The organism is Pseudonocardia sp. P1 (genome assembly GCF_000178675.2).
In the GTDB taxonomy this organism is placed as follows: Bacteria; Actinomycetota; Actinomycetes; order Mycobacteriales; family Pseudonocardiaceae; genus Pseudonocardia.
Map to the genome: position 1 here is coordinate 5,351,804 of NZ_ADUJ02000001.1, position 14,411 is coordinate 5,366,214.

Genomic DNA, 14,411 nt, shown 5'->3' on the forward strand with positions numbered 1-14,411 from the left:
ATGACCGCCGTAGCCCCGCGTCCCGACTCGACGGTGCGGACGTCCACGCGCACCGGAATCCTCGAGGACCGCCCGGTCAACCTGGACGGCTTCGTCGAGGAGTGGCCCGAGAAGGGCCTCGTCGCGATGGAGTCCGACTTCGACCCGAAGCCGGGCGTGCGCGTCGAGGACGGCCGGATCGTCGAGCTCGACGGCCGCACCCGCGACGAGTTCGACTTCATGGACACCTTCATCGCCGACCACGCGATCGACGTCGCGACCTGCGAGGACGCCCTCGCGACGCCGTCGATCGAGATCGCCAGGATGCTCTGCGACCCGCGGACCACCCGCGAGGAGGTGGTCGCGCTCGGCCGTGGGATGACCCCGGCCAAGATCCTCGACGTCGTCAAGCTGATGAACGTCGTCGAGATCATGATGGGCATCCAGAAGACCCGCTCGCGGCGCACGCCCGCCAACCAGGCGCACTCCACGAGCGCGAAGGACAACCCGATCCAGGTCGCGGCCGACGCCGCCGAGGGTGCGGTGCGCGGGTTCGCCGAGCTGGAGACGACCCTCGGCGTCGTCCGCTACGCGCCGCTGGTGGCGATCGGCCTGCAGGTCGGCGCCCAGGTCGGGCGCGGTGGCGTCCTCACCCAGTGCGCGCTGGAGGAGGCGACCGAGCTCGATCTCGGCATGCGGGGGATCACCGCCTACGCCGAGACGATCTCCATCTACGGCACCGAGTCGGTGTTCGTCGACGGCGACGACACCCCGTGGTCGAAGGCGTTCCTGGCCTCGGCCTACGCCTCGCGCGGGATCAAGATGCGTTTCACCTCGGGCACCGGTTCGGAGGTGCAGATGGGCAACGCCGAGGGGCGGTCCATGCTGTACCTGGAGATCCGGTGCATCCTCATGGCGCGCGGCGCGGGCGTGCAGGGCCTGCAGAACGGCTCGATCTCCTGCATCGGCGTCCCCGGGGCGGTGCCCGGCGGGATCCGGGCGGTCGCCGCGGAGAACCTCGTCGCCAGCTGGATGGACCTGGAGTGCGCGTCGGGCAACGACCAGTCGTTCTCGCACTCGCCGATGCGCCGCACCAGCCGGCTGCTGCCGCAGATGCTGCCGGGCACCGACTTCGTGTGCTCCGGTTACTCCGCGGTGCCGAACCGGGACAACATGTTCGCCGGGTCCAACCTCGACACCGAGGACTACGACGACTGGAACGTCATCCAGCGCGACATGCAGGTCGACGGCGGCCTGCGGCACGTCCGCGACGACGTCATCCTGCAGGTCCGCAACAAGGCCGCCCGCGCGCTGCAGGCGGTGTTCGCCGAGCTCGACCTCCCCGCGATCACCGACGAGGAGGTGGAGGCGGCGACCTACGCCGACTCCAGCGACGACTACCCCGACCGCGACGTGCTCGCCGACCTCGAGGGCGCCCGCAGCGTGATGGAGCGCGGCGTCACCGGGCTGGACCTGGTGCGGATCCTGGAGCGTTCCGGCTTCGGGGACGTGGCGGAGAACTACCTGCAGGTGCTCCGCCAGCGCGTGTCCGGGGACCTGCTGCAGACCGCGGCCGTGCTGACCGGCGACTTCGTGCCGCTGGCCGCGATCAACGACGCCAACGACTACGCCGGCCCCGGCACCGGCTACCGCCTGTCCGGCGAGCGGTGGGAGGAGCTCAAGAAGCTCCGCCACGTCACCTCCGCCGAGAACCCCGAGGAGGAGGTCTCATGACCGCCGCAGTCGAACCGCTCCGGACACTGACCCTGCGCGAGACCGGGACCGCGGAGCGGGGCACCCGGCCCGAGGAGGTCGTCGTCGCGCTCTCGCCGGCCTTCGGCGACCCGTTCACCAAGACGATCGTCGAGGTACCGCACGCCGAGGTCGTCCGGCAGCTGCTCGCCGGCATCGAGGAGCAGGGCGGCACCGCACGGCTGATCAAGGTGTTCCGGACCGCCGACCTGGCAGCGATCGCGCACTTCGGGGCCTCGCTGTCCGGCTCCGGGATCGCGGTGGGCGTGCTGTCCCGTGGCACCACCGTCGTCCACCAGCGCGACCTGCCGCGGCTGTCGAACCTGGAGCTGTTCCCGCAGGCCCCGTTGCTCGACGCCGAGGTGTTCCGCATGATCGGTGCGAACGCGGCCCAGTACGCCCAGGGCCGGTCGCCCCGCCCGGTGCCGACCCGCAACGACCAGATGGCGCGGCCGCGCTGGCAGGCGAAGGCGGCGCTGCTGCACATCAAGGAGTTCGAGTGCATCGACCACTCCCGCGCCGCGGTGGAGGTCGAGCCGGTCATCACCCGCGTCGACTGACCGAACCCCGCGGCGTGCGCCGTACCGAGCAGGAAGGCCGGGAGTGTCCCTCGTCATCGGCGTCGACATCGGCAACTCCACCACCGAGGCGTGCGTCGCCGAGGTGTCCGGCGGTGCGGTCGGACGCCTCGCGTCCTCGCTGACCGCGACGACGGGGGTGAAGGGCACCCCGGCCAACACGGCGGGGGCGGTCACGGCCGTCCGGCGGGCCCTGGAGGCCGCCGGGCGGCCGGCCGGTGACCTCGCGACCGTGCTGCTCAACGAGGCCACGCCGGTGATCAGCGGGCTCGCGATGGAGACGATCACCGAGACCGTCATCACCGAGTCCACGATGATCGGGCACAACCCGGAGACCCCGGGGGGCGAGGGGATCGGGGTCGGCACGACCGTGCCCCTCGACGGGCTCGGCGGCACCGCGGCGGGGAGCCCGGTCGTCGTCGTGGTCGCCGCCGGTGCCGACTTCGACGACGTCGCGGAGCGGCTGAACCGGGCGTCCGACCGCGGCGTCGTGGTCGTCGCCGCGGTCCTGCACGGCGACGACGCGGTCCTCGTGGTGAACCGGCTGCGGCACCGGATCCCGGTCGTCGACGAGGTGTCCGCCGTGGAGCGGGTCCCCCTCGGGATGCTCGCGGCGGTGGAGGTCGCGCCGCCGGGGAGGACGATCCGCACGCTGTCGGACTCCTACGGGCTGGCGTCGACGTTCGACCTCGACGCCGAGCAGACCCGGCAGGTCTCCCCGGTGGCCCGCGCGCTCTCGGGCAACCGGTCCGCCGTCGTCGTGCGGACACCGGCCGGTGACGTCACCGACCGGCGCATCCCGGTCGGGACGCTGACGCTGTCGGGCTCCGGGCGCACGCTCGACGTCGGCGTCGACGACGGCGCGGACGCCATCATGGACGCCGTCGCGCGGGTCGCCCCGCTGACCGACGTGCACGGCGAGCCCGGCACCCACGTCGGCGGCATGCTCGCGAACGTCCGCGACACGATGACCGACGTGACGGGGCAGCCCGCGTCGGAGATCCGGATCCGGGACGTCCTCGCCGTGGACACCGTGGTGCCCGCCGCCGTGCGCGGCGGGCTCGCGGGCGAGGTCTCCCGGGAGAACGCCGTCGCGCTCGCGGCGATGGTCCGCACCAGCCGCAGCCGGATGCAGGCGGTGGCCGGCGCGCTCGCCGCCGAGCTCGGCTGCGACACCGTCATCGGTGGGGTGGAGGCCGAGGTCGCGGTGCGCGGCGCGCTCACCACGCCGGGCTCGTCGGTCCCGATCGCGATCGTCGACATGGGTGGCGGCTCGACCGACGCGGCCCTGCTCGACGCCGACGGCACCGTCTCGACCGTCCACGTCGCCGGTGCGGGCGAGCTGGTCACCCGGCTCATCGGCTCCGAGCTGGGGATCGACGACCGCGAGGCCGCCGAGTCGGTGAAGCGGCATCCGCTGGCGAAGGTGGAGAGCTTCTTCCACGTCCGCCACGAGGACGGGTCGGTGCAGTTCTTCGGTGAGCCGCTGCCGCCGCACGTGTTCGCGAAGGTCGTCACCGTGACCCCGGACGGGCTCGCGGCGGTGCCCGTGCGCGGCTCGCTGGAGGAGGTCCGCCGGGTCCGGCGCGCCGCCAAGCAGCGGGTGTTCGTCGTCAACGCGCTCCGCGCCCTCGCGCAGGTCGCCCCGCAGGGGTCGCTGCGGCTGCTCGGGTCGGTGGTGCTGCTGGGCGGGTCGGCGCTGGACTTCGAGATCCCGGCGATGGTCGCCGACGCGCTCGCCCCGTACGGCGTGGTCTGCGGCATCGGCAACGTGCACGGCACCGAGGGCCCGCGCAACGCCGTCGCGGCCGGGCTGGTGGACGCCCACGCCGGCGTCGCGGCGGGGACGACGCGGCGGGCCGGGCACCGGGTGGCGACGTGAGCCGGGACGGTCCGGCCCCGTCACCGCCCGCGGTGCTCGTCGCCGTCCACGCCGCCGCCCCCGCGGTCGTCGTGCGCGAGGTGTACGCGGGCGTCGAGGAGCAGGGCATCCCGACGGCGCCGGCCGGGGCCGTGGACGGAGGAGCGGAGGACGCCGGCGCGGAGCAGCTCGGCAGGCACGCCGCGGCGGAGTCGCGGCTCGAGGTCGGCGTGGGCGTCGCCCGCGACGGGACGGTCGCGGTGCACCACGCCCTCGTGCCGCACGTCCTCCTGACGCTCGGTCCCGGTGCCGGCCCGGCGCAGGTGCGGGTGCTCGGCGGCGACGCGGCGCGGATCGTCGCCGGGCTGCCGCTGCGGACGTCACTCCGTCCGGTGGAACCCCCCGGACGCTGCTGACCTCCGCTCCCACCCGTGCGGATTCCGGGCGAAGACGACCCCGCGGACGATGCCGCGCGTTCCGGCCGGCCCGTGTTCGTCCGGTCCGCGTCGCCGTTGGCCAGTTCACGACGCCGGTCGTGAAGAGCCTTGTAGGTGATCATCGAGGGGAGTAGCCCTGCTAGTTCCGGTACCGGCGGCGGAGCGCGATCGATCCTGGTCACGAGCGTCGCACGGGTGGCGACCGGCGAGCGAGCGAGAGGATGGTCGTGATGGTCTCGGCCGGTTCGCGACGGGATCGGGCCGGTGCGCCCGCCCGGGTGCGTGTCTGCCCCGGTGCCCCCGTCGAGGGGTGGGGACACCCGACGGTCCCGCCTCGGGACGGGGCCGCCTGCGGGCGTGGTGTGCATGGCTGAGCTGCGCCGGACGAGGGCCCCGGACGTCCTCGACGAGATGATCTCCACGTTGCGTGTCCGGCTCGGGGACGGCAACGGGAGCGCCGGGCGCGACGTCCGCGTCGACGACTTCCACCGGGGCGCGGTCGCGGCCCTGGTGTGGGTGCGCGACGGCGGGGCGGCCCCGTTGACCGGGTGCGTCGATCCGGTCCCGGTCTCACCGGCCGCCGTCGTCCGGGAGCTGTCGGCCGCGAACGAGGCCATCTTCGGCCGGTCCGAGATCGGCCGCCTCTACGGCGGCGGGGTCGAGCACGCGATCATGTGGGCGCACCTCGCCTCGGCGAACGCGCCCGTCTGGGACCGGGCGAATCTCGCGTACCTGGCCGAATGTCCCGACGAATGACGTCGGCCGGACGCGACAACCAACCAGGGTAGGGCCGCCGCCGAGTGCTCCCCTCCGGCGGCTGCGGAGTGTGCGAGCGGAAGGGGAGTGCCGTGGTGCGACGGGTCCGGGGCGGTGCCGCGACGGGGGCCACCGGGTGGTGGTCACCCGGGAGGACACGGGGCGGCGGGCGCGACGAGCGCCCACGGACCGGACCGGAGAGGAGTCCCGGATCCGCACGCTGACCGCGCTCCGATGGCGTCGACGGTCGGTACCGGCGTGGGGGACCTCTGGATCCCGCTGTGCGTCCCACTGCTGGTCATGGTGCTCACGATGGGGATGGCGTGGATCGAGGCACGCCTTCCCGAACGACGTCCGCGGCGCGGCGCCGACGCCGGCGCGGCCTCGCCCGCCGAGGGGGCCGACGCGCCCGTGGCCGATCCGGGACTCCTCCCGGTGGAGGTGATGACGGTCGGGACCACGGTGGCCCTCGCCGAGGACCAGGGGTGACCGCGGCGGCCCGGACCCGGCCGGCACCGGCCGGACCTCAGCCGGTGGACGCCTGCCGGGCCGGACGTCCGCCGTTCAGCTCGGCGTCGATCTCCTCCAGCGTGCGGCCACGGGTCTCGGGCAGGCGCCTGTAGAGGAACACCAGGCCGAGGCCGCCGAGGACGGCGTACAGCCAGAACAGTCCGCTCGGGGTGATCGCGTCGATCGTGGTCAGCACCGTGACCGAGATCAACAGGTTCAGGATCCAGTGCGTGGCGAGGCCGGCGCTGCCCGCCTTGCCGCGGACCTCCGTCGGGAAGACCTCGCTGTTGACCAGCCACATCGCCAGGCCGAGGCTGGCCGCGAAGGACGCCTGGTAGATCATCAGGAAGGCCAGCAGGACGGCGGCCCAGATCCCGCTCAGGTCGGTGAACGCGTAGACCGCGCCGATCACCACGAGCGCGACGACGACGAGGCCGGTGCCGCCGAGCACCAGCGGGCGGCGCCCGATCCGGTCCACGAGGACCAGGCCGACGAGGGTGAAGGCGACGTTCGCGACACCGAGCCCGACCGACGACAGGATCGCGGCCGACTCCCCGAAACCGGAGCCGGTGAGCAGGGTCGGGGTGTAGTAGGTGACGGCGTTGACGCCGACCAGCTGGTTCGTCGCGGCCACGCCGACGCCGAGGACGATGCCCGGCCGGAACCGGGAGCCGAGCAGGTCGCGGACGGTGGACCGGGTCTCGGCGTGCATCGCCTCGGTGATGCCGCGGACCTCGTCGTCGACCTCGGCCGGGCTGCGGCCGTCGGCGAGCAGGGCCCGCGCCTCGTCCTCACGGCCCTTCGCGAGCAGCCACCGTGGGCTCTCCGGGAGCCGGGGGAGCGCCACCAGCATGACCGCAGCGGGGACCGCGGCGATCGCGAGCATCCAGCGCCACGCCTGCGCGTCCGACAGCGCGTAGCCGGTGACGTAGGAGAGCAGGATCCCGGAGGAGATCATCAGCTGGTTGACCGACACGAGCCGGCCGCGCAGGTGTGCCGGCGCGATCTCGGCGATGTAGGCGGGAACCGCGACCGACGCGGCCCCGATCGCCAGGCCGAGCACGATGCGGGCGAGGAGCAGGACGGTCAGCGAGCCCGCCAGGCCGGAGGCGACCGCCCCGGCGAGGAACAGCACCGCGACGCCGAGCAGGGTGCGCCGGCGGCCGATCCGGTCCATCACCGTGCCGCCGCCCGCGACACCGACGATCGCGCCGACCAGCAGCGACGCGACCACGATCTCCTTGGCCTGGTCGCTGAGCCCGAACGCGGGCCCGAGGTAGAGCAGCGCGGCGGAGATGATGCCGGTGTCGTACCCGAAGAGCAGCCCGCCGAGGGCCGCGATCACCGTGGCCCCGGTCCCCCGTCGTGGTGTGCCGACGACCGCGTTGTCGTTCATCTGATGTCTCCGGTTGTTCTCGAGGTGTCTCTCCGGCGTCAGTAGAAGACGGCATGACACCGATGTCAAGCGCGACCGCGACATCGGTGACATGATCGGTCCGTGGTCCCTCCGGGGCGGTGGCCGATAGACTGCGCCGACCCGACCGGGACCGGCCCCGCTGCCGGCGCCGCCGGTCGCCGCACCCCCTGTGGAAAGGTCCGGCCACGTCGTCATGACCACGATGCGAGACGTCGCCGCCCGAGCCGGTGTGAGCGCGAAGACGGTCTCGCGTGTCTTCAACGACGACGAGCACGTGCTGCCCGAGACCCGCACCCGCGTCGAGTCCGCGCTGCGCGAGCTCAACTACGTGCCGAACTCGGTGGCCACCACGTTCCGGAAGGGCCGCGCGCCGGTGGTCGGCGTCGTCGTCCCGGACCTGCTCGACCCGTTCTTCGCCGCCGTCGCCGAGTCGGTGAACCGGCTCGCGCTCGACCGCGGCATGTCCACCGTGGTCACCAGCGTCGGGCACACCACGCGCACGGAGCACGAGACGGTCGGGCGGTTGCTGAGCCAGTCGCTGAGCGGACTGGTCGTCGCTCCCGTCGAGGCCGACCACTCGTACCTGGCCCGGTGGCGGGAGCGGCTGCCGATCGTGTTCGTCGACCGCGCCCCGGTGGGCGTGGCGGCCGACTCCTTCATCGAGGACGACGCCGGTGGTGCCCGTGCGGCCACCGAGCACCTGATCGGGCACGGTCACGAGCGGATCGCGTTCGTCGGCGACCTGCCCGAGCTGCCGACCGCCCGCAACCGGCTGCTCGGCTACCGCGGCGCGCTCGCCGACGCCGGCCTGACCGTGCCGGAGGGCTACGAGGAGTTCGGGGCGATCGACCGGGCGAGCGCCGCGGCCGTCGTCGGGCGGCTGGACGCGCTGCCCGGCCCGCCGACGGCGATCCTGTCGTCCAACGCGCGCAGCAGCATGGCGCTCGTCCCGGTGCTGCGGCACCGGAGGCTCGCGGTCGTCGGGTTCGGCGACTTCCCGATGGCGGACATGCTCTCCCCGGCCCTCACCGTGGTCGACCAGGACCCGGTCGCGCTCGGCGAGCACGCCGCGCAGCGCGTGTTCGACCGGCTCGACCACCCGCGCAGGCGGTTCCGCCGCCGCACGGTGCTGCCCGTCCGCCTGGTGGAGCGCGAGTCCTGCCGGTAGGTGCCGGTGCTAGGCCGGGGTGACCGACAGCCCGTCCGCGCCCGCGGACACCCGGAGCCGGTCCAGTCCGTCGACGACGAGATCGGCCTCCGCGAGCTCCCCGGCACCGACGGTGCCCAGCACGCCCACGACCGCGCAGCCCGCGGCACGGGCCGCCGCGACGCCGGCCGGGGCGTCCTCCAGCACCAGGCACCGGGCGGGGTCGACCCCGAGCCGGCGGGCGGCCAGCAGGTAGGGCTCCGGGTCCGGCTTGCCGTGCCGCACGTCGTCGGCGGTGACGAGCACGGCGGGTGGGGCGATCCCGGCCGCGTGCAGGCGGGCCCCGGCGATGGCGGGGGTGCCGGAGGTGACGACCGCGACCCGGTCGCCGGGTAGTGACGCCATCAGCTCGCGTGCGCCGGGGACCGGCTCGACGCCGGTCGCGTCGGCGACCTCGATCGCCTCGATCCGGCGCAGGCCCTCCTCCACGCCGTCCGGGTCGACGAGCGCCTCCACCAGCATCCGGGCCGGCCGCCCGTGGTTGCCGTGCACGGCGGCGGGCGGGGCGCCCAGCTCCCGGGCGAACCGGTCCCAGGAACGGACGACCGACGCCGTGGAGTCGGCCAGCACGCCGTCCAGGTCGGACAGGACGGCGTCGAACGTCCGGGTGAACACCGGTGCGTCCGGATCGACGGCGGTCCGCATCCCGAGCGCGCGCAGCACGCGCAGCTCCTGCTGGGCGGGGGACAGCTCGGCGTCGACGGCCAGGTGTGGCGCGGCGGGCGGTGCCGGGCCGGTGCCGGTCGGCGCGGCATCGGCCGGGCGGTACGCGTCGCGCGGCTCGGCCCGGGCGGACCGGCGCCGGGCGAACAGCTCCGCGTCCCCGCGCAGGTGGACCATCCGCAGCTCGGCGGGGGCGACGGCAGCGGCGAGCGCCTCCCACTCCGGCCCGCCGGTGAGCTCGGCCGTGAAGGGCGCGACCAGCACGACGGTCCCGGCCGTGCCCGCGACCTCGGCGGCCGTCGCGCGGAGGGCGGCGTAGCGCGCGTCGCGGATCGTGGACCGGTGCTCCCCGGTGAGCCAGTGCTCGGTCAGCACCGGGCCGTGCAGACCGTCGAGCAGCGGATTCGTGAGCGTGTCGAGGTCGAGCAGCGGGGCCCGCAGGGTCGTGGCGAGGGTGCGGCCGAGGGTCGACTTGCCGCTCCCGGCGGCTCCCGAGACCGCGATCACCGTGGACCGGCCGGGTTGACAACGCGACGTCATGCTGCCGACGATATCGGTACAAGTCACCGGTGTCATGGCAAGCCATGACACCGGAGTCATCGGCGAGGTGCGGGAGGGGGTCCGGTCCCATGGACGACCGGCTCGTGGCGGGGATCGACCTGGGGAGCACCGGGATCAAGCTGCTCGTTCTCGACGAGGACGGCACGGAGGTCCTGGTCGAGGAGATCCCGACGCCGTGGCGGCCCGGTCCGGGCGGGACCGCGGACCTCCCGGTTCCGACCCTCGTCTCCGCGGTGCACCGGCTGGTCGGCGCCGCGGCCGGGCGGCTCGCCACCGTCACCGACCGGACGGTCGGGGCGATCGCCGTCGCGGGGATGGGGGAGAGCGGTGTCCTGCTCGACGGGGACGGCGACGCCGTCGCCCCGGCCTTCGCCTGGTTCGACCCGCGCGGTGCGGAGCAGGTGGCGAACCTCCCGGAGCGGATCCGGTCCGAGTTCGCGGGCCGGACCGGGCTGCCGCTCGGCGCGCAGACCTCGGTGGCCAAGCTCGCGTACCTGCGCGACAGCGGGATCCGGCTCGTCGGCCGGTGCTGGCTCAACCTCCCCGAGTTCGTCGCCACCGTGCTCGGCGGCCGCCCGACGGCGGAGTACTCGCTGGCCTCCCGCACCGGGCTGCTCGACCAGGACACCGGCCTGCCGTGGGACGCGATGCTCGACGAGCTCGGCGTGACGCCCGCGTTCCTACCGCCGCTCGAACCGGCCGGGACCGATCTCGGCGCGGTCTCCGAGCGGTTCCCGGCGCCCTTCGCCGGCGCCCGGATCGCCGTCGGCGGGCACGACCACCTGGTGGCGGCCGAGGCCGCGGGGACGATCGGCGACGGCCGCTACCACGTGTCCATCGGCACCGCCGAGGTCCTGCTGCGGGTGGTGGACGCCCCGCTCGGCTACGCGGCACGGGCCCGGCTGGCCGAGTACCTGATCAACGAGGTCCGGCACGTCGTCCCCGGGAAGCACGTGCTCGTCGCCGGGGTGAAGACCGGCCTGCTGCTGCGCCGCGCGCTGCAGACCTTCGGCGTCGGCGACCGCGCCGGACGGGACCGGCTGGACGCCGCCGTGCTGGACCTGCCCTACGAGGGCGCCCTGCCCGACGGCGGCATCGAGGTGTCCGGGGCCCGCAACGACGACGGGGAGCTCGCGATCACGGTGCGCACCGACGGCGTGAGCCCCGCCGAGGTCGTCGCCGCCGTGCTGCGGCACAGCAACGACGAGATCGCCCGCCTCGTCACCGCGATCGACCGGGAGCTCCCGCCCGCGACGTCGGCCACGCTCACCGGCGGATGGGCCGGGATGGACAGCGTCCGGCGGGCCCGCGCGCAGGTGCTGCCCGGCGTGACCGTCTCCGGCCGGGCGCAGGAGACCGCGTACGGCGCGGCACTCGTCGCCGCCCGGCTGACGCCTGCCGGCGACCCCGCGCCGGCCCGCTGACCAGGCACCACACCAGGAGGAACCGATGAACGCACTCACCACCCCCGAGCGCCGCGGCCTGACCGCGATCTCGACCCCCGGCGGGCGGATGCTGATCGTCGCCGCCGACCAGCGCAACGGCATGCGCAAGGCCATGACGGACGCGCCGGACGGCGCCGACGCGATCAGCGCCGAGGAGCTCGCCGCGGCGAAGTCCGACCTGGTCCGCCACCTGGCCAACTCCGCGCCGGCGATCCTGCTGGACCCGGAGGTGGCGCTGCCGGGCGTCGTCGACGACGGCACGCTGGCGCGCGACACCGCACTCGTCGTCGGGATGGACGCCTCCGGCTACGAGACCGTCGACGGCCTGCGCCACACCCGGTTCGTGCCGGGCGTGACCGCGCGCCGGGTCCGTGACCTGGGTGGCGACGTCGCCAAGATGCTCTTCTACACCCGCCCGGACCGCCAGGGCCCGGACTCGACGGTCGCCGCACAGATCCGCGACTGCGTGCGCGACTGCGCCGACGAGGGCGTGCTCCTGATCGTCGAGCTGCTCACCTACCAGCTCGACGGCGAGTCCGACGCGGACTACGCCGCCGCGTTCCCGGCGCTGGTCGCCGACGGGGCGAAGCTGGCCGTCGGCTGCGGGGCGAAGGTGCTGAAGCTGCAGTACCCGGGTTCGGCCGAGGCGGCCGCCGCGGTGACGGAGGCGGCCGCGGGCGTGCCGTGGGCGGTGCTGTCGGCCGGCGTCGACCACGAGACCTTCATCGGCCAGGTGAAGGTCGCCGTCGACAACGGCGCGGCCGGGGCGATGGCGGGCCGGTCGCTGTGGAAGGACAGCCTGTCGATCTCCGCGGAGGTGCGGGAGCAGCACCTGACCGGGCGCGCCCTGCCGCGGCTGCGGGAGCTGGAGTCGGTCGTCGACGCCTGACGGCCGCGGGTCAGCGCGGGTCCCGCCCGATGAAGGCGAGCAGCCGGGTCTGCACGTCGGCGTCGTCCGGGACCGCCACCCGCGGGCCGTACTGGCCGCTCGCTCGCAGCAGGTCGTCGAGCGGCAGCATCCCCTCCAGCATCGTCGCGCACCGTCCGGGATCGAGCGTCGCGTCCTGGCCGGTGGCGCGGGCGAGGTCCCAGGTGTGCAGGAAGACGTCGGCGGTGAAGAAGCGGGAGACGGCGGTGGGGACGTCGAGCTCGCCGATGTGCGGGTTGCTCAGCGTCCGGCCGGCCGACGCCGGGTCGTCGAGCAGGGCCTGGACGCCGTCGCTCAGGGTGCGCCAGGCGGCGACCGGGTCCTCGTCGACGCCGGGCCCCGCGGGCAGCGTCACGCCGGCTCCGCCCGCGAGGAACGCAGGGAACCACTCCACGAGGTGACCGACGACGTCGCGGGCGGTCCACTCGGGCACCGGCGAGCGCCGGTCCCAGGCGTCGTCGCCGGGCACGCCCTCGACGACCTCCGTGAACCGGCCCGCGATCTCGCGGTACTCGTCGGCGGGGGTCCGGTCGGCAGTCACGTCGCCCATGGTCGTCGCCCTCCCTGGTGCGGCCGCGCGGCGCGGCCGCCGCGCCGTCGTAGGTTCCGACCGTGGCGACGGGCCCGGCTCATCGGTCGACGACGATCCGCACGTGTCGGGACCGGCGTGCCGGGTACGCGACGGGCATGCAGTACGACACGTTCATCAGCACCGTCCGCGACAGCGGCGAGCTGCCCGACCAGTCCGCCGCCGACCGCGCGGTCCGGTCGACCCTGCGGGTGCTCGGCAGCCGCCTCGCGGGCGGGATGCCCGGCAACCTCGCCTCCCAGCTCCCCGGTGACCTGGGGGAGGCCCTGCCCGCGACGGGCGGGGGCGAGCGGTTCGACGTCGACGGGTTCTACGACCGGGTGGCCGACGACGAGGGCGTCCCGCGAGCCGACGCCCGGCGCCACGCCCGCGCGACGCTGGCGACGATCGCCGTCGCGGTGACCGACGAGGAGTACGCCCACCTCGCCGCCCAGCTGCCCGGCGAGTACGCCGACCTGCTGCAGACCGACCTGGTGCGGCACCGCTGACGACCACTCGGCTGGTGTGCGGGCGGCTCCCGCCCGCGCACCAGCCGCGACTCAGCCCTGACGCCCGCCCTCCTGGCGCTCCTCCTCCCGGTCCAGCCGCGCCCGCCGCTCCTGCTCACGACGGCTGTACGCGGCCTGCCGGACCGCCGACTCGTCGGCGAAGCCGGATCCGAGCGCGCCGGCGACGGTGCCCATCGAGGTCGAGAGCAGGGCGATCATGAGGTAGTCGTCGAACCCGGACTCGCGCATGAGCGTCGAACCGAGGTAGTCGGGCGGGACGACCAGCGCCGCGGCCACCAGCGACATCGCGAACAGCAGCGCGAACATGATCAGGACCCCGACCCCGACGGTGATCACCGTCGAGGCATTGGACAGCAGCATCTCCTCGCGCAGCGACCGGCTGCGCCGCGACTCCCAGAGCCCGTTGTTCAGGATCAGCCAGGCGGTCATCCCGACGAGCGCGAGCAGCATGACGGTGATCTGCCGGGTCACGCCGAGCGCGGTCGCCAGCTGCCAGATGTTCGAGTAGAAGATGCCGAACGCCGCCCCGCCCGCGGCCGCCGCGATCGCGGGGGACAGGCTCGGCACGAGCCGCCACGGGCGGTTCGCGCGGACCAGCCCGGCGAGCAGCCGGAGCCGGCCCCGCACACCGACCAGACCCAGGCGGACGTCGACGCCGTCCTCGACGCCCGCGCTGCCGGCGTCGTCCTCGTTCCCGTCACCGGGGTCGAGTCGGGTGAGCGAGCCCGCGCTCCCGGCCTGCGCGCTCTCGCCGACCGCGGCCCGGTCCTCGGCGGGGAACAGGTGCCGGGTCACGAGCCGGACGACCGTGTCCCGGCAGCGCCGGTACTGGTCGAGTGCCCCGAGCGCGGGCAGCGAGACCAGGCCCACCCGGTCGCCGGTGCCGGCGTCGGCGGCGACGGGGTCCTGCCCGGCCCGGCGCGGCAGGTCGGTGATCAGCACGACCGCGTCGGCCGCGTCGTTCTCGCGGGCGCGCCCCCCGATCTCCAGCATCGGCAGGGACCCCTGCGCATCGAGCGCGATCTGCTCGCCGGACAGCCGGACCTCCCACCGGCCGTCCCCGTGCCGGTCGAGCTCGGTGGGAAGCTCGCGGGCCAGCCGCTCGGCGAGCTCGGCGGGCAGCCCGGGATCGGCGACGAGTGTGAGGACGGTGGCACGGGACGTATCGGTCACGGCGGGGCACGGTAGATCGCGTACGCGCCGTACGCACGCGCAGGGA

The 14,411-nt window shown here is 74.6% G+C and carries 14 protein-coding genes; 10 read left to right on the forward strand and 4 right to left on the reverse strand.

Annotated features, from left to right (window positions below; translation table 11 throughout):
• The 6 genes from PP1_RS24840 (at nt 1) to PP1_RS24865 (ending at nt 5,852) form a co-directional block, all read left to right on the forward strand.
• Nucleotides 1-1,713, forward strand: coding sequence for a propanediol/glycerol family dehydratase large subunit (locus tag PP1_RS24840; protein WP_010239683.1), 1,713 nt, complete (start codon nt 1-3; stop codon nt 1,711-1,713).
• Nucleotides 1,710-2,291 (forward strand): propanediol/glycerol family dehydratase medium subunit, encoded by a 582-nt coding sequence (locus tag PP1_RS24845; RefSeq protein WP_010239684.1) that lies wholly within the window; start codon nt 1,710-1,712, stop codon nt 2,289-2,291. Before PP1_RS24840 ends, PP1_RS24845 begins: the two co-directional genes overlap by 4 nt.
• Nucleotides 2,292-2,334: 43 nt before the next feature.
• Nucleotides 2,335-4,191, forward strand: coding sequence for a diol dehydratase reactivase subunit alpha (locus PP1_RS24850; protein WP_010239686.1), 1,857 nt, complete (start codon nt 2,335-2,337; stop codon nt 4,189-4,191).
• The gene (locus PP1_RS24855) at nt 4,188-4,586 is read left to right on the forward strand and encodes a glycerol dehydratase reactivase beta/small subunit family protein (protein WP_050802498.1); all 399 of its coding nucleotides are present in this window, start codon (nt 4,188-4,190) and stop codon (nt 4,584-4,586) included. Before PP1_RS24850 ends, PP1_RS24855 begins: the two co-directional genes overlap by 4 nt.
• Nucleotides 4,587-4,973: 387 nt before the next feature.
• Nucleotides 4,974-5,363, forward strand: a complete 390-nt coding sequence (locus tag PP1_RS24860; RefSeq protein WP_060575163.1) for a hypothetical protein — start codon at nt 4,974-4,976, stop codon at nt 5,361-5,363.
• Nucleotides 5,364-5,597: 234 nt separating this feature from the next.
• Complete coding sequence (locus PP1_RS24865) at nt 5,598-5,852, forward strand: hypothetical protein (protein WP_010239694.1); 255 nt, start codon at nt 5,598-5,600, stop codon at nt 5,850-5,852.
• 37 nt (nt 5,853-5,889) lie between these two features.
• Here the strand turns inward: PP1_RS24865 and PP1_RS24870 are convergent, their stop codons facing one another.
• Nucleotides 5,890-7,269 carry a sugar porter family MFS transporter gene (locus PP1_RS24870; protein ID WP_010239697.1) on the reverse strand — a complete coding sequence of 460 codons (1,380 nt, stop codon included), beginning with the start codon at nt 7,267-7,269 and terminating at the stop codon, nt 5,890-5,892.
• Between the two features lie 214 nt (nt 7,270-7,483).
• On the opposite strand from PP1_RS24870, the gene PP1_RS24875 reads away from it, so the two are divergent.
• Complete coding sequence (locus PP1_RS24875) at nt 7,484-8,458, forward strand: LacI family DNA-binding transcriptional regulator (RefSeq protein ID WP_010239700.1); 975 nt, start codon at nt 7,484-7,486, stop codon at nt 8,456-8,458.
• A gap of 9 nt (nt 8,459-8,467) precedes the next feature.
• Here the strand turns inward: PP1_RS24875 and PP1_RS24880 are convergent, their stop codons facing one another.
• Entirely contained in the window at nt 8,468-9,700 is a 1,233-nt protein-coding gene (locus tag PP1_RS24880) for an HAD-IA family hydrolase (protein ID WP_212592116.1), read from the reverse strand.
• 89 nt (nt 9,701-9,789) lie between these two features.
• Here PP1_RS24880 and PP1_RS24885 point away from each other — a divergent pair, with 89 nt between their 5' ends.
• Together PP1_RS24885 and PP1_RS24890 are read left to right on the forward strand one after the other, a co-directional pair.
• Nucleotides 9,790-11,145: an FGGY-family carbohydrate kinase gene (locus PP1_RS24885; RefSeq protein ID WP_010224972.1), complete on the forward strand. Its 1,356-nt coding sequence runs from the start codon at nt 9,790-9,792 to the stop codon at nt 11,143-11,145.
• A gap of 25 nt (nt 11,146-11,170) precedes the next feature.
• The gene (locus PP1_RS24890; RefSeq protein WP_010224973.1) at nt 11,171-12,055 is read left to right on the forward strand and encodes a tagatose-bisphosphate aldolase; all 885 of its coding nucleotides are present in this window, start codon (nt 11,171-11,173) and stop codon (nt 12,053-12,055) included.
• A gap of 10 nt (nt 12,056-12,065) precedes the next feature.
• Here PP1_RS24890 and PP1_RS24895 read toward each other — a convergent pair whose 3' ends face one another.
• Nucleotides 12,066-12,644, reverse strand: a complete 579-nt coding sequence (locus PP1_RS24895; protein WP_010224974.1) for a TIGR03086 family metal-binding protein — start codon at nt 12,642-12,644, stop codon at nt 12,066-12,068.
• Nucleotides 12,645-12,781: 137 nt separating this feature from the next.
• Between PP1_RS24895 and PP1_RS24900 the strand changes: the two genes are divergently transcribed.
• Nucleotides 12,782-13,171 carry a DUF2267 domain-containing protein gene (locus PP1_RS24900; protein WP_010224975.1) on the forward strand — a complete coding sequence of 130 codons (390 nt, stop codon included), beginning with the start codon at nt 12,782-12,784 and terminating at the stop codon, nt 13,169-13,171.
• Nucleotides 13,172-13,222: 51 nt separating this feature from the next.
• Here the strand turns inward: PP1_RS24900 and PP1_RS24905 are convergent, their stop codons facing one another.
• Nucleotides 13,223-14,365 (reverse strand): hypothetical protein, encoded by a 1,143-nt coding sequence (locus PP1_RS24905; RefSeq protein WP_010224976.1) that lies wholly within the window; start codon nt 14,363-14,365, stop codon nt 13,223-13,225.
• Nucleotides 14,366-14,411 lie beyond the last annotated feature (46 nt).